This window comes from Peptococcaceae bacterium 1198_IL3148 (genome assembly GCA_036763105.1).
GTDB lineage: Bacteria > Bacillota > Desulfotomaculia > Desulfotomaculales > Desulfohalotomaculaceae > JBAIYS01.
Window position 1 is genome coordinate 115,193 of record JBAIYS010000007.1, and the last position, 23,354, is coordinate 138,546.

Here is a 23,354-nt window from a genome sequence, read left to right on the forward strand (position 1 = left end):
GCGAAGGAGGTTTAATTGGTTTCTCTATATTTAAGCAGTCGCATGGCGTTTAGGATCACCAACAGCACACTGGCTTCGTGAACCAGCATACCCGATGCCAACACCACAACATTGCCCATTACTCCCATCAATAACACCAGCACCACCAGCACCGCAAAGCTTACATTTTGTTTGATATTGCTAAGGGTGTGGCGACTGAGACCAATGGCATAGGAGAGTTTTTCCAACCGATCTGCCATTAACACTAGATCTGCTGTCTCCATAGCGACGTCGGTTCCGGCAGCTCCCATGGCAATGCCCACATCGGCGGTGGCCATGGCCGGAGCATCGTTAATGCCGTCACCCACCATAGCAACAATTTTTCCTCGTTGCTTTAGGGTTTTGATTACATCCACCTTCTGTTCTGGTAACATTTCCGCGTGGAACTCATCAATTTCCAATTGCTGAGCGATGGCTTTGGCAGTTCGTTTGTTGTCTCCGGTCAGCATGACTACCTTTTGAACGCCGCTACGTTTAAGGCGGGATACCAACGTGAGGGCATCTTGCCGGGGTACATCGGCGACGAAAATTACTCCCAGTATCACTTGACCTTCAACTACCATCATGCCGGTACGACCTAGATTTTCCTCCGCTGCCATGCGCTGTTCCACTGCATCATCAATAATAACACCTTGATCTAGCATCAGCTTGCGATTGCCCACCAACACAGTTTTGCCTGCCACGGTGGCCGCCACACCATGACCGGGAACCACTTGAAAATCGGTAACTTCTGGCAACGGGCCTTTGAGAGAGGCATATTCCACCACCGGCTTGGCTAACGGATGTTCGGACATTTTTTCCACCGCCGCGGCTTTCAATAACATATCTGTCTCACTACCGCTTCTTACCCATACGCTGGTTACCTTAGGTTGCCCCACTGTGAGAGTACCGGTTTTGTCCAGCACCACCACATCTATTTTTCCTGCCTTTTCCAAATGCTCTCCGCCTTTAATTAACACCCCTTGGCGGGCGGCGTTGCCAATACCAGCCACTATGGAAACCGGTGTGGCAATCACCAGTGCACCTGGGCAAGCGATGACAAGCAATGTTAAAGCTGTAATGGGATTTTTAGTTATGAGATAGACCAACACGGCCACCAAAATGATGCCCGGGGTATAGTAGCGGGCAAAGTTTTCTAATATTTGTTGGCTACGGGCTTTTTCTCCCTGGGCTTCCTCAACCAATTCGATGATTCGGGCAAAGGTGGTATCTTCACCGGACTTCTCGGTTTCAATTTCTAAATAGCCAGCTTCGTTAATGGTGCCGCTAAAAACAGAATCGCCCACCGTTTTTTCCATTGGCAGTGATTCACCGGTGATGGCCGCTTGGTTAACTGACGCTCGGCCGGTTATAATTTTACCATCCACCGGAATCTTTTCACCGGAACGTACAACTACTAAATCTCCCTGTTGTACATCTTCGGCCGGCATTTCAATTTCTTCTCCGTTCTTTAACACCCGGGCCACTTGAGGAGCCAACTCCATCAGTTTTCTTAGGGCATCGCGGGTCTTATCCATGGTGCGCGCTTCTAAATAGGAACCCAGTGAAAACAGAAAGGTCACCACTGCTGCCTCCCAGTATTCACCGATGACGATGGCCCCTAAGGCAGCAAGGGTTACTAAGGCATTAATACCCAGCACTCGGAACCGCAAGGCATGTAAGGCACTGATGGCAATACGGTATCCTGCCACCACTGTAGCCAAAATCATCAGTGAGTTAGCCAGTAACGGGCTAAATTCTAAGCGACCAATTAGCCAGCCAATAACTATTAACAGGCCGGAAATGGTGGTAATAATTAATTTTTGTTGGGAAATCCACAAATTTTTCAGCATTGTCAGGTGATTGCCCGGGCGCCTTACATCGGGTTCCATTGCCACACCTCCTTAGCGTTTTTCTATCACTCGATAGCCGGTTTTGGCAATTATTTTTTCAATCTCTTCCAGCGTAATTTGATCAGCATGGTATTGAATTTTCACTTTACCAGTGGCATAGTTTACATTGGCTTTTTGGATTCCCTTTTGCCTTTCTAAAATAAGCCCCATCTTTTGAGCACAGTCCGGGCAACCCAGGCCTTCTAAACGATAAGTTATTTCCTTCATGTAAAAACCTCCTACAAAATTTTATAAAGCTTCTCTAATCCAGGTTTTAAGTATCAACATCATCAATTTTATCCACTGCGGCGGCGACATTTAGCTCTGATAGCACATCGAACAGACTTTGTTCTAAACCCTGGCAAACTTTACAACCCTTCGCCCCCAGCAATTTTATATCCACATATAGAGTTCACCACCTTTGACCAGTTGTTTTTTTGTTAAATTGATTGTATTTCAGATTACCTTTAGTAACATTGATACAAATCAAAAAAAGAGAGGTTTTCCTCTCTTTTAATCGGTAATGATGGTGGATAGTTTTTCTTTGTTACGGATGATGATGTTTTTATGTCCCTCTGTGGTGATAATGCCAGCGGTCTGAAATTTAGTCAATTTTCGACTGACTGTTTCTGTGGTTGTGCCCAACAGATTGGCAATTTCTCGCCGCGATAGGTTTACCGAAACTTCAATACCTTGGGCGGTGCGAATTCCTTGTTTATCTGCCATCATCATTAACCAGGAAGCCAGCCGCTCCTCAATATTTTTTAACGTTAAGTCTATAATAAAATTTTCCGCAGCGGCCAACCGCTCACTCAAGGCTGCCATAATGCTAATGGACATTTCCGGATTTTCTTTAACCAGAATTTTAAAGTCCTCCCTTGGTATCATACATAAACCGGTGTCCTCCATGGCCTCGCCGTTAAGGGAATGATGTTCGTCCTTAAACAGACTAAGTTCTCCAAAAAAATCTCCTTGTTCCAGTATGCGGACAATTTGCTGTCGGCCATCCTTGGAAACTTCGTATATTTTTACTCTGCCATAGCGTACTATGTAGAGGTGGTCAGAGCGATCCCCCTGTAAAAATAAAACATTTCCCTTTTGGTAGTCTTTTTTTCTAATGAGCCCATTGACCTTTTGTAGTTCTCTATAGCTCAGGGTTTTGAAGATTGGTACTGTACTGGCACAGATATGTCTTAACTCATTGGCATTAAATATATGCATCAAATTCACCTCATAATGCTTTACTTAATTATTAATTGTATCACAGCTGTACCGGAACAAGTTAAGCAACCGAGGTTTTGTAATATATTTATGTATGTTAAATGTTATCCTTAACTATTACTGGTTAATAAAGTTAAAGAAAAGTTGTCTGAAAACATTTGGTGTGATAAAATTTGCTTTGATTAATAAAATAGGGTTATTACTCTATTTTACAGAATGGAGGAGTATAACTTGTTCAGTGGAACCATTCATCCTGAAAATATTGCTAAGCTAGATCAGCAAGATATGGAAAAACTAATTTTTGCTATCCTAGGCCATGTTAACAGGTCATTGTCATACAATACCGGGCCCCTCGAGCTGTCCAACCGTATTCTCACAGAGCTGATAGAAACAGACCTTTTGGAAATAAAAACCGAGGGATGTGGGGGATGTAGTTCTTGTTCAACAACCCCCAAAAAAGAAAAGAGTAAGATTAAACGGGAAGGTAAAATCATTCAATTTCCCAAGGGAGAGTAACTCATTTGGAAGGATTTTTGGCTTTATAGTCAGTATAAATACCTTTTTTAATTCGTTGCGTGATAATACCGCCAATGCGCCCTGTTTGTTTGGCATTTAATGCCCCCCAACCGTATTGGCGGATAGTTTCGCCCAAACCAAGTTCTTCAGCCACTTCCATCCGCCACAAATCTTCTTTGGTGGGTGATTTAGGTTTTTTATTTCTTTTGGATTTTCTGACGGTCATGATGACACCCCCTGAGAATATTCTGCCTGATTAACAATAAAATATTAGTGACGGTGGATTTTTTAATGTTTTAAAAATTCAAGCAGGACTATTTTGAGCAACGGCGAACTTCAACATTAATCTTAAAATTTAATAAAGCCGAATGATGGTGGTGGGAGAGGGCCTATATAAGGACGCCGAAGGAGCAAGGCTATTACCGGCTGGCTGATAGTTGAAACTCTCAGGCAAAATGACTGCTACCTGACGGAACTCTGGAGAGATCCGAACAGTGGACACCCACGGGGAAGCCCCTGGATAACACACAAGTGATGGGGGTAATCTCTCAGGTAACCGGACAGAGCAACCAGCATTTGTGGTTTTGTTCTGTCTTTTTGCTTTTTTCTACATGGGGTCAGGAGTAATGCAAATATTATGTTTTCATCATACTAATAAAGTATAGTTAAACGGAGGAGATTTAATGGTAGAGCTAAAGCGTACTCCACTTTATCAAGTGCACAAAGAGTTGGGCGCTAAACTGGTTGAATTTGGTGGCTGGGAAATGCCGGTGCAGTATCAAGGTATCCTTAAAGAACATCAAGCGGTTCGTGAGGCTGCGGGGTTGTTTGATGTATCCCATATGGGTGAGTTTCTGGTGGCTGGAGAAGATGCCCTTAATTTTCTTCAACAATTGGTGACCAACGACGTTTCTAAAATAGGCATTGGCAAAGTTATGTACACCACCATGGTCAAAGAAGATGGCGGGGTGGTGGACGATTTATTAATTTATAACCTTGGCTTGCACCGCTATCTAATGGTGGTAAATGCCGGAAATATTACAAAGGATTTTAACTGGGTTAAACAAAATCTGGTCGGTGATGCCGATGTGGCTGATAAATCAGATGAATTTGCATTGCTGGCGTTGCAAGGTCCGGTGGCGGAAAAGGTGCTTCAGACATTAACCCCATTGCAGTTAAATACCATTGGCCCGTTCCAATTTGCCATGGGAGTAATTGGTGGCGTGGCCTGTTTAATATCCCGTACCGGTTACACCGGAGAGGATGGCTTTGAGATGTACTGCCACCCGGACGAGGTGGAACATTTATGGCGGGCTATATTAGAAGCCGGCAAGAATGATGGCGTGGTGCCTGCGGGGCTGGGTGCCAGAGATACCTTGCGATTTGAAGCTGCACTACCGCTTTACGGGCATGAATTAACTGATCAAATTAACCCTCTAATGGCAGGACTTTCTTGGACAGTAAAGTTTGACAAAGAAGATTTTATTGGTAAAGAGGCTTTACTTAAAGTGAAGGAACAAGGGGTTTCCTATAAGTTAGTGGGTTTAGAGATGATCGAAAGGGGGATTGCCCGGGCAGAGTATCCTGTACAAAAGGATGGACATGGTATTGGCTGGGTAACCTCCGGTAGTTTTTCACCAACCCTTAATGCTAATTTGGCGTTAGCCTATGTTAGACCAGAGTATGCAGCGCTAGAAACTGAATTGGCGGTGGTAATCCGGGGTAAGGCTGTTAAGGCAAAGGTGATTAAGAAACCTTTCTACAAGAAAGGCTAAATATAACAATAGTAATTGATTTTGAGGGAGGAATTTTTAATGAGTAAAGTGATGGCAGGTTTAATGTACAGTAAGGAACACGAGTGGGTAAAGATTGAAGGGAATCGGGCTACTATAGGTATCACTGATTATGCCCAAGAATCATTAGGGGATATTGTATTTTTAGAATTACCCAATGTGGGTGATACCTTTGAAGCAGAGGATACCTTTGGGGTAGTGGAATCGGTTAAGGCCGCCTCAGACTTGTATACCCCACTGAGCGGTAAAGTGGTGGAAATAAATGAGGATTTGGTGGATTCACCCGAAGCCATTAATGAAGATCCCTACAATGCGTGGATGATGGTAATTGAATTTGACGATGATGCGGCAGTTAATAACCTGCTTTCTAAAGAACAATATGAAGAATTTTTAGAGGAGAATGCTTAATGGGTTATATTCCTCACACTGATAATGAACGACAGCAAATGCTAACCCAGCTGGGTATGGAAAAAATAGAACAACTATTTAGCGACATACCACAGCAGGTGAGATTGCAGAGAGAATTAAACATACCGGGGCCCTTTAGTGAATTGGAGGTTTCCCGCCAGCTAATGGCCTTGGCCCAAAAAAATAAAACCACAGATCAATATATCAGCTTTTTAGGCGCCGGAGCCTACGACCATTTTATTCCCAGTGCGGTACAGCACATATTGTCCCGGGCGGAATTCTATACCGCTTATACACCTTATCAACCGGAAATTAGCCAGGGCGTGTTACAATCTATCTTTGAATTTCAAACGATGATTTGTGAGCTAACGGGAATGGATGTGGCCAATGCTTCAATGTATGATGGTGCTTCCGCCACCGCCGAGGCAGCTTTAATGGCCTGTGTGGCCACCAAAAGAACCAAGGTGCTGGTTTCAAAGGCGGTGCATCCTGAATACCGAGAGGTGTTGAAAACCTATGCCGCTGGGCCGGAATTGGATATATTAGAAATAGATTTTTATCAGGGTGGTACCGATTTAGAGAAATTAAAAGAGCAACTGGACAAAGACGTGGCAGCGCTGATTATTCAGCAGCCCAACTTCTTTGGCACCATTGAAGATCTCACTGCAGCGGCAGAACTGGCCCACCAAGTGAAGGCACTGCTGGTGGCGGTGGTGGACCCAGTGGCCATGGCCTTAATTGCCTCACCGGGCTGCTGTGGTGCTGATATCGTTGTGGGGGAAGGTCAAGGTTTAGGTATTCCAATGTCCTTTGGTGGCCCCCATTTGGGCTTTATGGCCTGTACTGAAAAGTTAATGCGCCGGATGCCCGGTCGCATTGTGGGACAAACCAAAGATAGTAGAGGGGATAGGGGCTATGTATTGACTTTGCAAGCCAGAGAGCAACATATCAGACGAGATAAAGCAACCTCAAATATTTGCTCTAACCAAGCCCTTTGTGCGCTGGCGGCAACGGTGCATTTGAGTTTGCTGGGTAAAAAAGGTCTGCGTCAGGTGGCGGAACAAAGTTTGCAAAAGGCCCATTACGCCAGTGAACAGATTATTAATTTGTTGGGCTTCCAGTTAGCATGGTCAGCACCGTTCTTTAAAGAATTTGTTGTCAAGCTACCACAACCGGCGGCAGAGGTGAATGCTAAACTATTGGAAAATGGCATCATTGGTGGGTTGGATTTGGGACGCTACCATCCTGAATTGCAAAATCATATGTTACTTTGTGTCACTGAAACCCGGACTAAAGAAGATATTGACCGCCTGGTGGCGGTGTTGGGAGGGGACGTAAGATGAGTGAACCGTTAATTTTTGAACTTTCCCGGCCCGGTCGCCAAGGGGTAGCGTTGCCCCAAAATGATGTGCCGGCAAAATCATTGGCAGATTTAATACCGGCCTCAATGTTGCGGCAAGATGAACCAGAGCTACCAGAGGTAAGTGAAGTGGATGCGGTCAGACACTTTACCAGGCTTTCCAGGTTAAACTATGGGGTAGACGTCGGTTTTTACCCACTGGGTTCCTGCACCATGAAATATAATCCCAAAATAAATGAGGATGTGGCCAACATGCCCGGTTTTACCCGGTTACATCCTTATCAACCGGAAGAAACTGTTCAGGGCGCACTGGAGTTAATGTATTTAACTCAACAATACCTGGGGGAAATCACCGGCATGGATGCTTTTTCATTGCAACCTGCTGCTGGCGCCCATGGCGAACTGACCGGTCTTTTAATTATCAAGGCTTATTTAAAGCATAAAGGCTTAAATCGCACCAAGGTAATTGTTCCGGACTCTGCCCATGGCACCAACCCAGCCAGCGCTGCTTTGGCTGGCTTTAAAGTGGTTCAGGTGAAGTCGGATACCCGGGGTAATGTGGATGTGGAGGCTCTCAGACAGGTTGTTGATGAGGACACTGCCGCCCTAATGCTAACTAACCCCAGCACATTGGGATTATTTGAAGAGAACATTGTGGAAATTGCAGAAATAGTGCACAATGCCGGTGGTCTGTTGTACTATGATGGTGCCAACATGAATGCCATTATGGGCATTACCCGCCCGGGGGACATGGGGTTTGATGTGGTCCACCTCAATCTGCACAAAACCTTTTCGACACCCCACGGCGGTGGCGGACCGGGCAGTGGCCCGGTGGGTGTGAAGGCTGATTTGGCTCCCTTTTTACCCCGGCCGGTGGTGGTAAAAGAAAATGATCAGTACCGTTTGGATTATAGGCAACCGCTGTCCATTGGTAAAATGCGCAGTTTTTATGCCAGTTTTAGCGTGGTGATTAAAGCCTTTGCCTATATGCTAACGGAAGGTGGCAGCGGGCTAAAATCCGTCAGTGAGCATGCAGTATTAAATGCCAATTATTTGATGCGTAAATTGGCTGAACATTTGAACATTCCCTATGACCGGATTTGCATGCATGAGTTTGTTTGCCAACCTAAAGAACTAAAGGAAAAGGGTGTGCACACACTGGATTTGGCCAAACGAATGCTGGATTATGGGTATCACCCACCAACCATTTACTTTCCACTGATTGTGGAAGAGGCGATGATGTTAGAGCCCACCGAGACTGAAAGCAAAGAAGTTTTAGATGACTTTGCCAATAATATAATTAAAATTTTACAAGAAGCAGCTTCAGATCCGGAAATGGTTAAATCAGCACCCCACAGTACGCCAGTGGGAAGACTAGATGAAGTAACCGCAGCCAGAAATCCGGTGCTTCGCCACCGTAAATAATTTTAAACGCATCGGCCGTTGGAAAACGGTCATGCGTTTTTTTACTTTGTATCTTCTATACCTAATTCTTAATTAAATGTTTTGATGATATAATATACTAATTATCAAAAAATCTGGGGGTGAAAAGGTGGACCCCAAACAAAAGGTTGCCCGGTTATCCATCATATCTAATACGTTGTTGACTACGGGCAAGTTGTCAGTGGGTTTAGTTATGGGGTCAGTTGGTGTGCTGTCTGAGGCGATACATTCAGGCCTGGACCTAGTTGCCTCAATAATTGCCTATTTTTCTGTTAAACAGTCCGCTAAACCTGCTGATGAACAACACAAGTATGGTCATGGTAAATATGAAAATTTAGCTGCCATTATCGAGGCTTTATTAATTGTGATTGCTGCGGTGGCAATACTGCTAAATGCCATTCCCAAATTAATGCATAAAAATATTGAGATTGAAGCGCTGGGCTTAGGGATGCTGGTGATGGGTGTTTCCTGCGTGGTAAACGGTTGGGTGTCCTATAAATTAATGAAAGTGGCTAAGGAGACCGATTCCCCGGCACTGGAAGCCGATGCCCTGCACCTGCGCACCGATGTTTATACCTCATTGGGTGTATTTATCAGTATTGGATTGATTAAGCTGACTGGGTTGACCATTATCGACCCATTGGTGGGGATATTTGTTACGCTGTTGATTTTAAAGGCGGCCTATGACCTGCTGCATGACTCAGTGGCCAGCATGCTAGACACTAAACTGCCACAGGCTGACGAAGAAAGAATACAATTAGCGCTGGAACAGTACCGGGATCGCTTTGTCAGTTATCATAATTTGCGCACCAGAAAGGCAGGGCCACAACGGCACGTTGACCTGCACTTAGTGGTACCACGTTATCGAACGATAGCCGAAGTACACCTGCTTTGCGATGAAATTGAAGCGGTGCTGGAAAAAGAACTGCCTAGAAGTAGCATATTAATTCATAGTGAACCCTGTGATCCAAAGTACTGTGATAATTGTAATGCCAGTTGCCAATGCAGAAAAAACGGTGTCTGTATCAGGTCATTTGACAATAAGTAAAATAGGCTGGCCACCTTTTATCTAAAAAGCAAAGGCAAAAGACGCCTAGGTTTCGTTATTAATAATGCATAAAGGAGCTGTTGCAAAGTTTTGCAACAGCCTATTTCATGTTGGTAAAATTTTGTTGTCTAAGGGCTTCATATAGTACCACAGCCACAGAATTTGACAAATTAAGTGATCTCACCTCTGACAGCATCGGTATTCTAATACAATAATCTGGGTTTGCTGCCAATAGCTTTTCGGGCAGTCCGGCGGTTTCCTTACCAAAAACCAAAAAATCGTTTTCTGCAAACTTAACCTGGGTATAACTATTTTTTGCTTTGGTGGTTAAATACCAGAACCTTCCTTGGGGGTAATTTTGGTATAATTCATCAATACTGTCGTGGTAATGTAAATCCAACAGGTGCCAATAATCTAAACCGGCCCGCTTTAAGTATTTGTCATCGGTGGAAAACCCTAAGGGTTTTACCAAGTGGAGGCTGGCACCGGTACAGGCACAGGTGCGGGATATGTTGCCGGTGTTTGCCGGTATTTCTGGTTCCACTAAAACAATATGCATTTAACTCTCCCTTCCCGGAAACTGCAGACAATATTCCATCACCGGGCAGCGATCGCATTTAGGACGTCGGGCATCACAGGTTTCTCGACCATGGGCGATGAACAGATGGTGGGCCGGTTGCCATTTTTCTGCAGGTAGGCATGCCATCAGTTCTTGTTCGGTGGTTTCGGGGTTTTTGCCACTGGCTAAACCTAGGCGTTGGGATACTCGATGGACATGGGTATCCACCGGTAGCGTGGCTTGTCCAAAACCTACGCCCAGCACCACCCCTGCTGTCTTACGCCCTACCCCTGGCAATGCTTCCAGCGCTTCGCGATTTTGGGGTACACTACCCTGATATTTTTCCAGCAATATGCCACTGGTTTCAACGATGGCTTTGCTCTTATTGCGATGTAGCCCACAACCCTTAATATCTTCAGCCAACTGCTCAGGGCTTAGGTTGGCAAAATCTTCAGGGGAACGGTATTTTGCAAACAGTTTTTCCGTAATGATATTTACCCTTTTATCAGTGCACTGGGCACTGAGAATAGTGGCAATTAATAATTCAAAGGGGTTGCGGTGATTTAAACCGCACTGGGCATGGGGGTAGGCACTGTTGAGTCTTTCAAAAATTGCCAATGCCCGAGCTTTTTCTTTAGACATTGCTTAATCCCCTATTAGGTTAGCGTGATCTATTTTAATGCATCGATCCATTATCATGGTGATGTTGTTGTCTTGGGCCATTTTGGCGGCGTCATCATTGCTGATGCCCAATTGCAACCAAATTGCTTTAGGTTTTTTAACCAGTGCATCTTCCACAACTGATGGGGTGTCAATGCTGCGACGGAAAACGTCAACAATATCAACCTGCTCTGGAATTTCGCTAACCTTTTTATAGGCCTTTTCTCCTAAAATTTCATTTAGCTTGGGGTTTACCGGGATAATTTTATAGCCGTGCTGCTGTAAATATTTAGCCACCCGATGACTGTCTCGCTCAGGCTTATCTGATAGACCTACCACAGCTATGGTGCGTGTTTCCTTTAATAATTCTTTAATTTGATCGTCAGTGGGATTTTGAAACATGTGACAAACCCTCCTGTAAAATATTCCATAACTAATATACCAAAAAATTAGCAACTTTAGTAACATCAACTTAAATTATTGCTAGAAACACTTTTGCGTGGTAAAGTGTTAATGTATTTTTAAAAATAACTTTGGTGGTGTAAAGGTATGACACAGGTTTTATTGGCAGTGGCCCTGGGCTTTTTAGTTGGTCACTTTAAATTATTACCGCAGAACGGTAAACTAACCCAGCGGGCAATGACCTTTGGTTTGATTTTTTTACTGCTGGTAATGGGAGCCCAATTGGGTGCTAACAAACAGGTACTGGCAGACTTTGGCGCCATGGGCCTACAGGCATTGATGTTAGCAGTTGGTGGTATTGCTGGCAGTGTATTGCTGGTAAAGCTGGCCGAAGGTTATATTCGCAAGGGACTGACCAAGAATAATCAACGGGATGGTGTTAGTTTATTGGTTAACAAATGTACAAAAGTTGGTGAAAGCAAATGACTGGAATAATCCTAGCATCGGTAGGGGTTGGGGTTGCCTTAGGTTATTGGGTAATTCCCGATGCCTTGGTGGGATATTTAGATACCATGACTTCGGTGGCATTGTTTATCTTGTTGTTTACTGTGGGTGTTGAGTTAGGACAGCAGAAGGAAACTTGGGCTAAACTGATGAAGATGGGTTGGCGAGTGATTTTGGTACCGATTTTAGTGGCCATAGGCAGTGTGGCCGGTGCGGTGGTAGTGGGTTATTTCATGGGAATGCCATTGAACGAATCTTCGGCCATTGGAGCGGGTTTCGGATGGTACAGCCTTTCTGGAGTGTTATTGGCCAAGATTTATAGTGTAGAATTAGGTGCCTTGGCCTTCGTTACCAATGTGGCTAGGGAGTTAATGGCATTTTTATTGATACCATTGGTGGCCAAGTACGTGGGCCAGTACAGTGCCATCGCTCCTGGTGGTGCCACCACCATGGATACTACGCTACCCGTTATCTCTAAGTCGACAAATTCCGATATAGCAGTGGTGGCCTTTATCAACGGATCGGTGCTTACTGCCTTGGTGCCAATGTTGGTACCGATGTTGATAAAACTCTAAATGGTTTTTATTAAGACGAGGGTTTATTCCCTCGTCTTTTGTTAGCTTATGGGGTCATTCAATATTGACAAAAAACGAGAAGAGCAAAAGATCTTCTCGGGAGAAATGAGGAGTTATTGTATGTCAATTATAAAAATTATTAACTAACTTACTTAACTAAGTACAGAATTGCTGGCACTATCATTACTGATACAACGATTAGCCAGAGCAGATGGCCTTTGGTTTTTTCAACAGTTGCGCTACCACTATTACTTTGTAAGTATTGTTCATACTCTCTATCCAACATGGGCAACGCCTCCTTATTAATAAAAAATGGTTTGTTATTGAGTACATTGTATACAGGAACTATATATTGGTAAAGGTTGATATTTGACCCGTTAACATGATATAAGCCGCTGGCAGGCCTTGTACTATTTATCACAAACTTAGTTCGTTAAGTTTATACATTTTAACGCCGATTGCGGTGGTGTCGATTAGCTCAACATTTGTAGCCATTGACAGTGTCAAATTGCCAGCCAGTTGTGTCTTTAACTGAGATACACAAGTATTAGCCGGGCGGAATTTACAAAACTGTGGGCAATAATCCCCGGTATTAATGAACCAGTCCAATAATAGATCAGCGCCAAACCAATTCCCCAGTTAATGCTTTTTATTGACATCTAAAGACCTCCATATGCTAAGGGTTTAAAACCATTATTTGACAATAATTTAAATATCTTAATTTCACACATATAAATGCTAAAGGGATTCAATAAATAAACGCTATTTTAGCTGGCAATAATACTTTTGATAACTGAATTATTCCACGTAAAATAACCGTTTATTATATAAAACTAATTGGGACAAAAACAAAAGGAGGGAAAAACTGTGGATACCCTATACACATTAATAATTTTGGCTTTGATGGTGTCAGTGGCCTATGGCATTTATGCCTATGTTAAATCAACCTTTGCTGTTGAACCACAGAGAAAATCCATAGAAAGCCTAAAGAAAAATTCGATTGCAAATGAAGAATATGCTGAGGAGTTAACACAATTTCCTGAATGGAAAAAGAAATCTCCAGCACCAGATCCAGAATTACCTCATATTTACAATCATGATACGCTAGTATTAATGGCCCGAGATCCCAATTGGCTTTACGCTTACTGGGAAATTACTGCCACCAAACAACAACAATTTGTACAACAATATGGCTCCAGTGCCAATTACCAACCAGTACTCCGGGTCTACGACATATCAAACATTGATAATTTCGACGGTACCAATGCCCATCATTATCAAGATGTGGAGATTAATGACTATGCTAACAATTGGTATTTAAAGGTTGATGGGCCCGCTAGAACCTATTGTGTTGATTATGGCTACAGACTTAAAGATGGTAGGTTTATCACCATTCTGAGATCAAACTTTGTCAGTACACCAAGGGCGTCCATGTCAGACATTATTGATGATGAATGGTTACCCATTGTGGAACTATATCCCGATGTGCCGCGTTATCCAGCAAGCTCAGTGGAGCAAATGTATAAACAATAGAAAAAGAAAGGAGTCTTTCAATGACCAAAGGTTACTTGGCATTGGTACTTCATGCCCATTTGCCATATATCCGACATCCTGAGGATGAATATTTTTTAGAGGAGCGTTGGTTGTATGAGGCCATAACCGAAACCTATATCCCATTAATTGAAGCCTTTGATCGTTTGATATCCGACAATGTACCATTTAAAGTGACATTGTCGGTATCGCCACCACTGGTTTGTATGCTCAACGATCCTTTATTACAACAGCGTTATATTAACCACCTTAATCAATTGCTGGCATTGGCTGAAAAAGAGCTCCACCGTACCCAAGGTACGGTGCAATATAATACCGCCCTAATGTACCGTCAAAGGTTACAGTCGGCATATAATACCTTTTATCATCGCTACCATTGTAATTTGAACAATGCCTTTAGAAAATTGCAAAACTCAGGGCGAATAGAATTAATTACTTGTGGTGCTACCCATGGTTATTTGCCCTTTATGCGTCATGCTGAGTCAATTTATGCCCAAATAGAAAATGCCATCAAAGTGCACCGCAATAACTTTGGCTCTACACCAAAGGGGATCTGGTTACCGGAATGTGCCTATAAACGAGGAGTAGAAAAAATACTAAAGCAGTTTGGTATCAAATTTTTCTTTACCGATAGTCATGCAGTATTATTTGCGTCCCGGCGACCAAGATATAGCATTTATGCCCCGTTGTATTGCACCGACGGAGTGGCCGCCTTTGCCCGAGATGTTGAATCATCAAAACAGGTGTGGAGCGCCAATGAAGGGTATCCAGGAGATGTAGACTACCGTGAGTATTATCGAGATATTGGCTATGATATGGATGATGAATACATCTGGGAGTACGTTCACCCCGATGGCATTAGACATAATACCGGGTTTAAATATTGTCGCATCACCGGTCAAGTGGACCTATCTCAAAAAGAGCCCTATGTGCCTCAATGGGCAGCACAAAAGGTTAAGCTCCATGCTGAAAACTTTATTTTTAATCGTGAACAACAAATCAAGTGTCTGAGCACCCACATGGATCGAAAGCCAATTGTGGTGGCACCATATGATGCTGAGTTGTTTGGACATTGGTGGTATGAAGGACCAGCCTGGTTGGAAACGGTAATTAGAAAAATATATACCGATTCTAATGTTATAGAATTAATTAGCCCCGCAGACTATTTGCAGATTTATCCCCATAATCAAAGGGCAAACCTTTGCGAAACCAGTTGGGGCAAAAGCGGTTACCACGAGGTTTGGCTATGTCCCCAAAATGATTGGATTTATCGGCATCTGCACGCAGCAGCGGGACAAATGGTGGACTTGGCCAATCGCTATGATGCCACAGACGGTCTATATTATAGAGGTTTAAACCAAGCTGCCCGAGAGTTAATGCTGGCCCAGGCCAGTGATTGGGCCTTCATTATGCACACCGGTACCACCGTTGATTATGCTGTCAAAAGAACAAAACAGCACATTAGTAACTTTTTACAGTTATATCAAATGATTAACCATAATAATATTGATGAAGGGTGGCTTGCTAACCTAGAATATTCAAATAATATCTTCCCCGATATGGATTATCGCAGTTTTAGTTCTCACAAAGTGGCCACCGCGGTAATTTAGAAAAGACGGGGCTGTTGCATAGTGTGGGGCAGGTTTCCATGCCTGCCCGCAGCACCACCAAACCTATGTTGCTTGGCGGGTCGGCGTGGAAAGCGACCCCTACCGTAGGTTTTGCAACAGCCCCGTTACTATGTAAAGGAGATAATATGGAAAAAATAGATATTTTGGCCATTGGTGCCCATCCTGACGACATAGAGTTAGGGGTGGGGGGTATTATTGCATCGGCTGTTCGCACTGGCTATAAAGTGGGCATGGTGGATTTAACCAAGGGGGAAAAGGCCAGTGGCGGAACGGCGAAACAAAGAGACCAAGAGGCGATGGCGGCAGCTAAAATACTTAATGTAGCTTGGCGAAAAAATTTAAACATTGCAGATCGTGAAATAGAGGTGACCAGGGATAATATAAATAAACTGGTGCATCTAATTCGCATTGCCAAACCCATTCTAATTTTAGCCCCCTTTTGGCAGGATCGACATCCAGATCATATAAAGGCCAGTCAGTTGGTAAAGGAAGCACAATTTGATGCCGGGTTGTGTAAAGTTAATCCTCAAATAGCGCCACACAAAGTACCAATAACTGGCTATTATTGTTTGAATCAAGGGGTTACTCCATTGGTGGTGATTGATATCAGCTCATTTTATAAAGTTAAGCTGTTGGCCATCAATGCACACCACTCTCAATTTGCCGATCAGTCCCAGGGCATTTTTACACTGATTAATAACCGCGATCGTTATTACGGTAGTTTAATCGGGGTGGAGTACGGCGAAGGGTTACTGTTTAATGAACCACTGGCAGTAAAGGATCTATCGATTTTATGGAATGGAAAAGAATGAAGATTGGGATGCTATGTTATTGGAATTACGGTGGCAGTGCAGTGGTGGCAGCAGAATTGGGTAAACAATTGGCCGATAGAGGCCATCAAGTTCATTTTATTAGTGCAGAAAGGCCCTTTCGGTTGGATGAGTATCACCCTAACACCTTTGTCCATCAAACTGGCGACTTTAGCTATCCGGTATTTTCTTCACCGCCATTCTTTTTATTGCAGGTCAATAAAATTCTCGAGGTAGTGAAGGATCATCAATTAGATTTACTACATGCCCATTATGCTATTCCCCATTGTTTGAGCGCAATTTTTGCCCGCCATATCATGGGTAATAACATACCGATAATCACTACACTACATGGAACAGATATTACTCTAGTTGGTCAGAATAAAGAGTTTTATCAGATTACCAAGTATGGTTTAGAGCATAGCGACATGCTCACGGCAGTATCCAAATGGTTAGCCTTAGAAACCCAACGGGTTTTTAAACTTAAGGATCCGCCCAGCGTCATTTACAATTTTTTAGATTCAAATTACTTTAACCGCCGATCTGATGAAGGATTGCGTCGGAGTTACGCAGCGGATCATGAGAAAATAGTGATTCATATTTCTAATTTTCGTTCCGTTAAAAACGTGCCTGATGTAATTAATATTTTTCACTTAATTAATGAATCACTACCTAGTCAGTTAATATTAGTGGGCGATGGTCCAGATATGACAATGGTAAGGGAAAAGGTGACAGAGTTAAACTTAAATAGCCGGGTGCATTTTTTGGGGCAACAACAGGATGTTGTTCCACTACTTTCAGTTTCAGATTTGCTACTGTTGCCTTCGCGACGGGAAAGTTTTGGTCTAGTGGCTTTAGAAGCTTTGGCCTGCGGTGTCCCGGTGGTGGCCAGTAACGTAGGTGGATTGCCGGAAGTGGTAGCAAATGGCATTACTGGCTTGTTAGCTGATTGTGGCGATCCGAGGGCAATGGCCCAATTATCAATTAAAATCCTATCAGATGATAGTCTGTGGCAAAAAATCAGTTGGGCGGCTAGGCAATCTGCCGAAAATTTTTTTAATGCCGACCGTTGGGTTAATCACTACGAAGAGATATATTATTCTTTGTTAGCAGGAAAAAAGTAGCACCTAGTCGAAATAAATCAATATATCAATTTTAAACAGGTGATTTTATATATGTTACGTAAAAATTCTTTATTATTTTTGTTATGCATGGTGCTTACAGCATTGCTACTGGTAGGTTGTGCAGCAGACCAACCAACCGATGAACAGCAGGTAAAAAAGGCTGACACTAAAGAGCCCAGCGGTGCAACCAAGGATCGAGATGAACCTACAAAAGCGTTAACTGATGAACCCACCCCAGAGGAAAATGAGGCCAAAGAAGGTCAGGAAGAACCAAAGGGGCCAGCCCTTACCGTTAATTTGCCTCCCACAATGAGTACCGACTATGAGATGCTAAAAGTTTCTGGGAACACCGAAGCAGGTTGTACAGTTTTTATTAACGGGCAATCGGTAAGGCTGAAAAGTGATGGTACATTTAGCAGTGAGGTGGCTTTAACTGCCGGTAATAATACCGTAGAAGTGGTGGCAGTGGATGAGAATGGGAACAGCACCCAGGTTAAAAGAACCGTTAATTTTGTGGTTAGCAAACCAGCCCTCAGTGTATTTGCCCCTAGCGAAAGCTCATCCGCAAAGGTTACTGTTAGCGGGCACACCGATCCTGGATGTATTGTGTACTTAAACAACAATAAGGTTAAAACCGATAACAATGGTAGTTTTACCGGCATGGTAGAACTTAAAAAGAAAGGTGAGAACACGGTAAATATTACCGCCGTTAACGATTATGGACTGACCACCACTGTCACCAAATCCATTAACGGGGTGCCACCCAAAATCCAAGTGGCTGCACCAGAGATGACAACCACTGACAGAACAAGTATTTCTGGAGTTTCCGATGCCAACACTTCAATAGTGGTACTGATTGGTAGTGAACAGGTATCGGTGAACAACAACGACGGTACATTTAACATATCCTTAGAGTTGGAACCAGGGTTAAATGATATCACAGTGATGGCCACCAATTTATTTGGTACCACCGAAGTACCCCTGACGATACTTTATGATGATTATGGAAAAGAAGATTAAGCTAAGGATCCCCTCTCAACGGGGATCCTTTTAGTTTGCAAATAATAAGTCAGACAAATGACGGGGATATGTAATCTAGCTGGCAGATAAAAAGAACCTGCTTTGTTAATATAAACATATAAAAGGGTTGATTTATAAGGGATAGTGATTGTTAGCACTAGCCCTTGGCGAGGATTTTCTGAAAGCTGTTACAAATTAATATTATAAGGGGGTATGCCAATATGTTATTGATTAATGTGGAGGAGTTAGTAAAAAAAGAAAGGTTAACTTACCAAGATATGCACAAAGCCTTTGCTGCTTTATATAAACTAGATTATAATCCAGTGGCAGTTAAATTCTTTTTTAACCAGCAAGAATACGACAATCTGGAAGTGGAAAAAGTTCCCGGACCCAAAATGACTTTTTGTCAAGTGGCGCTGGCCTCGCGGATGGAAGATTACATTGTTAAATTTAATGCCGACAAGCTGATGTGTGGTAACGCAAAAATTTCCTTTGGCTTTAACGCACCCACTGATCAAGACGTTGATGATCATGTGAAATTTGTTAATGATTGGGACTTTGCTAAGGAATGTATGCTGGCCAAACCAAGATTGCCAGTGGGTGAATTAAAAGGGATTATGACAGCGCCCCTTTATAAAACGCCGGTTAAGCCTGATGTAATCTTTATGGTCACTGACGTATTCCAAGCTTACCATGTATTAAATGACTACATTGGTGCCACTGGAGTACCAACTGTTGAATCAACCCATACAATCAATTCAGCCGCCTGTGGTGGGGCTGTAAGGTGCTATAGTAAAAACTCAGCCGGTATGTCAACAATGTGCGCCGGTAGCTATACATCCGGCAAGACCGAGCGGGGAGAGGTTAACCTGTTTATACCCGGTGACCACATTGAGCAATTGGCCAGCCATTTATTGCGGAGAACTAACCACTACAAAAATGGGTCCTCATTTTTGGGTGCTGGCGGTCAAGAGTACCCTGGCTTAGACGTATGCAAACAGTGTCCAATGGTTCGTTTTAAGGATTACGCCAAATAATAGAATAAGCAATTAATAAATCAATGATCGAAGGGGCATCCTAATAATAGGAGCCCCTTTTTTGGTGGGGATGGCGTCATAACTTTAAGTTAAGTTCTAATGTCTTTGTGTTTAGCTTGTAGTATAATTAATTGATAGAGTTAGTTGCTTAAGGGTGATAGATACTTTGAAAGAAAACCAATTTGTCCATTTACATTTACATAGTGAGTACAGTTTGCTTGACGGAGCCGCCCGCATTAAACAGGTGGTTAAAACCGCTAAAGAGCTTGGTATGCCAGCTTTGGCCATCACAGATCATGGCGCGATGTTTGGAGTTATCGACTTTTACAAAGAATGTCAGCGAGCTGGTATTAAACCCATTTTAGGCTGTGAGGTTTACGTCGCCCCCAGAACTATGTATGATCGCATACCTAAAGTTGATGATCAATTGTATCACTTAGTGTTGTTGGCGGAAAATGAAGTTGGTTACAGAAACCTAATTAAGTTGGTTTCCGAAGCCTATACCAAGGGCTTTTATTATAAACCCAGGGTGGATAAACAGGCACTGTCCGCCCATGCCAACGGATTGATCGCATTAAGCGGTTGTATAGCCGGGGAAGTGGCTGCCCATGCCATTGCAGGTAAACACCAACGGGCTAGACAAGCGGCAGCGGAATACCGAGATATTTTTGGCGCCGGCAATTTCTTTCTGGAGTTGCAGGATCATGGTTTTCCGGAACAAAAGATTGCCAATAAAGAGTTAATTGCCATCAGTAAAGACCTTGGCTTGCCATTGGTGGTTACCAATGATGTTCACTATACTTTGTCCGAGCACGCCAAGATTCAAGATGTTTTAATGTGCATTCAAACAGGGAAGACCGTTGATCAGCAAGATAGAATGAAATTTAGCTCTACCCAACTGTATTTAAAAAGCGGACAGCAAATGGCTGCAGCATTTCCCGGTCATCCCGAAGCATTATTGAACACCATCAAAATTGCCGAGCGTTGCCAGGTACAGTTGGATTTCAGTCAGATGCATTTACCCCACTATGCCGTTCCTGAAGGTCACAGCACTGAAAGTTATCTGGAATATTTATGTTGCCAGGGTGCCGAAAAATTATATGGTCAATTAACAGCGGACGTTAAAAATCGATTGGAACATGAGTTGAACATCATTAAACAAATGGGTTTCGCTGCTTATTTTCTAATTGTTTGGGATTTCGTAAATTATGCTAAATCTAAACATATTCCTGTGGGACCCGGCAGAGGAAGTGCCGCTGGCAGTATTGTGGCCTATAGTCTTGGTATTACCAATATAGATCCCCTGAAATACGGACTTTTGTTTGAGCGCTTTTTAAATCCAGAACGTTTATCAATGCCGGACATAGATATTGATATCTGCCAAGAACGTCGCGGAGAAGTAATCGATTATGTAGTTAAAAAATATGGAGCCGAACGGGTGGCACAAATTATCACCTTTGGTACCATGGCAGCCCGGGCAGCAATACGTGATGTGGGCAGAGCATTAAACATGCCCTATTCCTATGTAGATAAAATAGCTAAAATGATTCCTCCAGAACTGAATGTGACGATAGAGAAAGCCCTTAGCCAATCCACTGCATTGCGGGAACTCTACCAAACCGATGAAGAGGCCCGCAGACTGATTGACACTGCCAGCGTTTTAGAAGGCATGCCTCGACATGCTTCCACCCATGCGGCAGGGGTTGTGATTTCCAAAGAGCCGTTGACCAATTACTTGCCGCTATATCGCACCTCTGATGGTGTGGTTACCACCCAATTCCCGATGGTAACGGTGGAGGAGTTGGGATTGTTAAAAATGGATTTGCTGGGGTTGCGCAATCTAACGGTAATTCAGGAAACCATTGATCTTTTGGCATTAAATAACATTGCGGTGGATATCAATCACATACCAATGGACGACCAAAAAACATATCAAATGTTGGCCAAAGGTAATAGTGCCGGTGTGTTCCAGTTGGAGTCCAGCGGCATGCGGACGATATTGAAGGAGCTAAAGCCCACTGTTTTTGAAGACCTAGTGGCGCTGGTGGCTTTATACCGTCCCGGTCCTTTGGGCAGTGGGATGGTGGACAGTTTTATTAAAAACAAGCATGGGTTGAGCCAAGTTGATTATCTCCATCCAGATTTGGAACCGGTGCTAAAGGAAACCTATGGTGTGATTCTTTATCAAGAACAGGTGATGAAAATTGCACAAATAATGGCTGGGTACACTTTGGGACAGGCGGATTCCTTGCGCAAGGCCATGGGCAAAAAGATACCTGCTATTATGCAAATGCATCGGGAGTGGTTTATAAATGGTACTTCGGTAGATGATCAAGGCCAAAGGTTAGCTCATCCCATTCCGGGTGCAGTTACTAGAGGTTATGATCGCCATTTAGCAGAAAAAATATTTGACCTCATGGAGTTTTTTGCCGGTTATGGTTTTAATAAAAGCCATTCAGCTGCCTATGCTTTGGTGGCCTATCAAACCGCCTACCTAAAGGCTCACTATCCCGCTTATTATATGTCTGCACTTTTGACATCGGTGCGGGACAATACCGCAAAAGTAGTGGCGTACATTGATGAATGCAGACGGATGAACATTAAAGTTTTACCGCCGGATGTAAATGAAAGTCAAGAGAACTTTGCGGTGGTTGCCAACAGCATTCGCTTTGGTTTAGCCGCAGTGAAAAATGTTGGCACCGGGGCAGTTAAAGAAATAATTAATAAACGTAAGCAACAAGGAAATTATAAGAGTTATAGTGACTTTTGCCGACGCATAGACTGCCGAACGGTAAACAAAAGGGTTTTAGAAAGCCTTATAAAATCTGGGTGTTTCGACACCCTTAATCATTATAGAGCGCAACTGTTGGCAGTGTTAGAAAAGGGTTTAGAGTTGGCTCAGCAGTCGCAGCGGGAACGGGACAGTGGTCAAATATCTTTATTGGACCTGTGGGGACAAGAGGACACCAACAACATTCAGGAAATTGAGTTACCGGATATCCCTGAGTACTCCCTTGCTGATATGCTGGCGCTGGAAAAAGAGGCCTTGGGTTTATATATTAGCGGTCATCCATTGGAAGAATATCAACATGTATTTTCCCAAATTACCACTCACAAATTAATTGAGCTGGCTGAACTGGAAGGAAGTGAAAGGGTACAGGTTGGTGGCGTGATTATTAATGCTAAAACCATTAATACTAAAAAAGGTGATCAAATGGCCTTTGCTACTTTAGAAGATATCACCGCCACCTGTGAATTGGTGATTTTTCCATCCATTTATCGCAAGTACGGCCGATTTTTCACCACCGAAAGCCCGCTTTTAGTGGTGGGGCGCACTGATAGTTCTGAGGATGAAATAAAAATTATAGTGGAAGAACTAATTCCATTAACCAATATAGAACGGGCGTTGTATTTACGTTTAGCACCAAATAGTGACCAAGAAACATTGATAATCAACCTATTACGGGCCCACCCCGGTGAGCAACGGGTTTTTATTTATTACAATAACCAGGAATTAAAACCATTGCCTGCAGAATACTATACAAAGGTACCTGGCCCGGTGGTAACCCATTTAAAGCAGTTATTGGGTGAAAGTAATGTGGTTGTTAAATGGAAACCATTGAGCAAACAGAGAAGAACTGAAAAAAATTTTAGCAATGAACCCGTTGCTAAATTAAAACACCCACCAAAGGGTTTTCGCTCATTACTGGATTTTTAAAGACTGACAACGGGAAAAATACTGGGTATACAAACCAATATACTTGTAACAAGATATATAATATG

25 protein-coding genes and 1 riboswitch are annotated in these 23,354 nt (G+C 43.2%); of the genes, 15 read left to right on the forward strand and 10 right to left on the reverse strand.

Features of this window, described 5'->3' with window-relative positions:
* Window positions 1-11: 11 nt before the first annotated feature.
* The 4 genes from V6C27_08550 to V6C27_08565 form a co-directional block, all read right to left on the reverse strand.
* Window positions 12-1,910 (reverse strand): cation-translocating P-type ATPase, encoded by a 1,899-nt coding sequence (locus tag V6C27_08550; GenBank protein MEG6616465.1) that lies wholly within the window; start codon window positions 1,908-1,910, stop codon window positions 12-14.
* 12 nt (window positions 1,911-1,922) lie between these two features.
* Window positions 1,923-2,138 carry a heavy metal-associated domain-containing protein gene (locus tag V6C27_08555; protein ID MEG6616466.1) on the reverse strand — a complete coding sequence of 72 codons (216 nt, stop codon included), beginning with the start codon at window positions 2,136-2,138 and terminating at the stop codon, window positions 1,923-1,925.
* A 46-nt stretch (window positions 2,139-2,184) separates the two neighbouring features.
* A complete protein-coding gene (locus V6C27_08560) occupies window positions 2,185-2,313 on the reverse strand; it encodes a hypothetical protein (GenBank protein ID MEG6616467.1) in 129 nt (42 codons plus the stop codon).
* Between the two features lie 110 nt (window positions 2,314-2,423).
* On the reverse strand, window positions 2,424-3,131 hold the full coding sequence (locus tag V6C27_08565) for a Crp/Fnr family transcriptional regulator (protein ID MEG6616468.1): 708 nt from the start codon (window positions 3,129-3,131) through the stop codon (window positions 2,424-2,426).
* A gap of 231 nt (window positions 3,132-3,362) precedes the next feature.
* Between V6C27_08565 and V6C27_08570 the strand changes: the two genes are divergently transcribed.
* Complete coding sequence (locus tag V6C27_08570; GenBank protein MEG6616469.1) at window positions 3,363-3,647, forward strand: hypothetical protein; 285 nt, start codon at window positions 3,363-3,365, stop codon at window positions 3,645-3,647.
* A gap of 1 nt (window position 3,648) precedes the next feature.
* On the opposite strand, the gene V6C27_08575 is transcribed toward V6C27_08570, so the two are convergent.
* The gene (locus V6C27_08575) at window positions 3,649-3,873 is read right to left on the reverse strand and encodes a small, acid-soluble spore protein, alpha/beta type (GenBank protein ID MEG6616470.1); all 225 of its coding nucleotides are present in this window, start codon (window positions 3,871-3,873) and stop codon (window positions 3,649-3,651) included.
* 142 nt (window positions 3,874-4,015) lie between these two features.
* A riboswitch (glycine riboswitch) is annotated at window positions 4,016-4,119 on the forward strand.
* A 211-nt stretch (window positions 4,120-4,330) separates the two neighbouring features.
* Here V6C27_08575 and gcvT point away from each other — a divergent pair.
* From gcvT to V6C27_08600, 5 genes are all read left to right on the forward strand, one after another.
* Complete coding sequence (gcvT, locus tag V6C27_08580) at window positions 4,331-5,422, forward strand: glycine cleavage system aminomethyltransferase GcvT (GenBank protein MEG6616471.1); 1,092 nt, start codon at window positions 4,331-4,333, stop codon at window positions 5,420-5,422.
* 39 nt (window positions 5,423-5,461) lie between these two features.
* The gene (gene gcvH / locus V6C27_08585; protein ID MEG6616472.1) at window positions 5,462-5,848 is read left to right on the forward strand and encodes a glycine cleavage system protein GcvH; all 387 of its coding nucleotides are present in this window, start codon (window positions 5,462-5,464) and stop codon (window positions 5,846-5,848) included.
* Window positions 5,848-7,191 (forward strand): aminomethyl-transferring glycine dehydrogenase subunit GcvPA, encoded by a 1,344-nt coding sequence (gcvPA, locus tag V6C27_08590; protein ID MEG6616473.1) that lies wholly within the window; start codon window positions 5,848-5,850, stop codon window positions 7,189-7,191. The genes gcvH and gcvPA overlap by 1 nt, the downstream gene beginning before the upstream one ends.
* The gene (gene gcvPB, locus V6C27_08595; GenBank protein ID MEG6616474.1) at window positions 7,188-8,633 is read left to right on the forward strand and encodes an aminomethyl-transferring glycine dehydrogenase subunit GcvPB; all 1,446 of its coding nucleotides are present in this window, start codon (window positions 7,188-7,190) and stop codon (window positions 8,631-8,633) included. The genes gcvPA and gcvPB overlap by 4 nt, the downstream gene beginning before the upstream one ends.
* Before the next feature lie 127 nt (window positions 8,634-8,760).
* Window positions 8,761-9,699 (forward strand): cation diffusion facilitator family transporter, encoded by a 939-nt coding sequence (locus V6C27_08600; protein ID MEG6616475.1) that lies wholly within the window; start codon window positions 8,761-8,763, stop codon window positions 9,697-9,699.
* A 100-nt stretch (window positions 9,700-9,799) separates the two neighbouring features.
* On the opposite strand, the gene trmL is transcribed toward V6C27_08600, so the two are convergent.
* The 3 genes from trmL to V6C27_08615 are packed head-to-tail and all read right to left on the reverse strand — an operon-like array spanning window position 9,800 to window position 11,320.
* On the reverse strand, window positions 9,800-10,258 hold the full coding sequence (gene trmL / locus V6C27_08605) for a tRNA (uridine(34)/cytosine(34)/5-carboxymethylaminomethyluridine(34)-2'-O)-methyltransferase TrmL (protein ID MEG6616476.1): 459 nt from the start codon (window positions 10,256-10,258) through the stop codon (window positions 9,800-9,802).
* The gene (gene nth / locus V6C27_08610) at window positions 10,259-10,900 is read right to left on the reverse strand and encodes an endonuclease III (protein MEG6616477.1); all 642 of its coding nucleotides are present in this window, start codon (window positions 10,898-10,900) and stop codon (window positions 10,259-10,261) included.
* A 3-nt stretch (window positions 10,901-10,903) separates the two neighbouring features.
* Complete coding sequence (locus V6C27_08615; protein MEG6616478.1) at window positions 10,904-11,320, reverse strand: CoA-binding protein; 417 nt, start codon at window positions 11,318-11,320, stop codon at window positions 10,904-10,906.
* Between the two features lie 147 nt (window positions 11,321-11,467).
* Here V6C27_08615 and V6C27_08620 point away from each other — a divergent pair, with 147 nt between their 5' ends.
* Complete coding sequence (locus tag V6C27_08620) at window positions 11,468-11,806, forward strand: LysO family transporter (protein ID MEG6616479.1); 339 nt, start codon at window positions 11,468-11,470, stop codon at window positions 11,804-11,806.
* Complete coding sequence (locus V6C27_08625) at window positions 11,803-12,399, forward strand: lysine exporter LysO family protein (protein MEG6616480.1); 597 nt, start codon at window positions 11,803-11,805, stop codon at window positions 12,397-12,399. The genes V6C27_08620 and V6C27_08625 overlap by 4 nt, the downstream gene beginning before the upstream one ends.
* Window positions 12,400-12,547: 148 nt before the next feature.
* Here the strand turns inward: V6C27_08625 and V6C27_08630 are convergent, their stop codons facing one another.
* Window positions 12,548-12,685 (reverse strand): hypothetical protein, encoded by a 138-nt coding sequence (locus V6C27_08630; protein MEG6616481.1) that lies wholly within the window; start codon window positions 12,683-12,685, stop codon window positions 12,548-12,550.
* Between the two features lie 241 nt (window positions 12,686-12,926).
* A complete protein-coding gene (locus V6C27_08635; protein ID MEG6616482.1) occupies window positions 12,927-13,058 on the reverse strand; it encodes a CPBP family glutamic-type intramembrane protease in 132 nt (43 codons plus the stop codon).
* A 208-nt stretch (window positions 13,059-13,266) separates the two neighbouring features.
* Between V6C27_08635 and V6C27_08640 the strand changes: the two genes are divergently transcribed.
* The 7 genes from V6C27_08640 to V6C27_08670 all read left to right on the forward strand — a co-directional run bounded on the left by V6C27_08640 (window position 13,267) and on the right by V6C27_08670 (window position 23,289).
* The gene (locus V6C27_08640) at window positions 13,267-13,932 is read left to right on the forward strand and encodes a DUF4912 domain-containing protein (GenBank protein ID MEG6616483.1); all 666 of its coding nucleotides are present in this window, start codon (window positions 13,267-13,269) and stop codon (window positions 13,930-13,932) included.
* A 20-nt stretch (window positions 13,933-13,952) separates the two neighbouring features.
* Entirely contained in the window at window positions 13,953-15,560 is a 1,608-nt protein-coding gene (locus V6C27_08645; GenBank protein MEG6616484.1) for a 1,4-alpha-glucan branching protein domain-containing protein, read from the forward strand.
* 146 nt (window positions 15,561-15,706) lie between these two features.
* Entirely contained in the window at window positions 15,707-16,393 is a 687-nt protein-coding gene (bshB1, locus tag V6C27_08650) for a bacillithiol biosynthesis deacetylase BshB1 (protein MEG6616485.1), read from the forward strand.
* On the forward strand, window positions 16,390-17,514 hold the full coding sequence (bshA, locus tag V6C27_08655) for an N-acetyl-alpha-D-glucosaminyl L-malate synthase BshA (GenBank protein ID MEG6616486.1): 1,125 nt from the start codon (window positions 16,390-16,392) through the stop codon (window positions 17,512-17,514). Before bshB1 ends, bshA begins: the two co-directional genes overlap by 4 nt.
* Window positions 17,515-17,565: 51 nt before the next feature.
* Window positions 17,566-18,534, forward strand: coding sequence for a hypothetical protein (locus V6C27_08660; protein ID MEG6616487.1), 969 nt, complete (start codon window positions 17,566-17,568; stop codon window positions 18,532-18,534).
* Between the two features lie 221 nt (window positions 18,535-18,755).
* Window positions 18,756-19,571 (forward strand): DUF169 domain-containing protein, encoded by an 816-nt coding sequence (locus V6C27_08665; protein MEG6616488.1) that lies wholly within the window; start codon window positions 18,756-18,758, stop codon window positions 19,569-19,571.
* 166 nt (window positions 19,572-19,737) lie between these two features.
* Window positions 19,738-23,289, forward strand: coding sequence for a DNA polymerase III subunit alpha (locus V6C27_08670; protein MEG6616489.1), 3,552 nt, complete (start codon window positions 19,738-19,740; stop codon window positions 23,287-23,289).
* The last annotated feature ends 65 nt before the right edge of the window (window positions 23,290-23,354 follow it).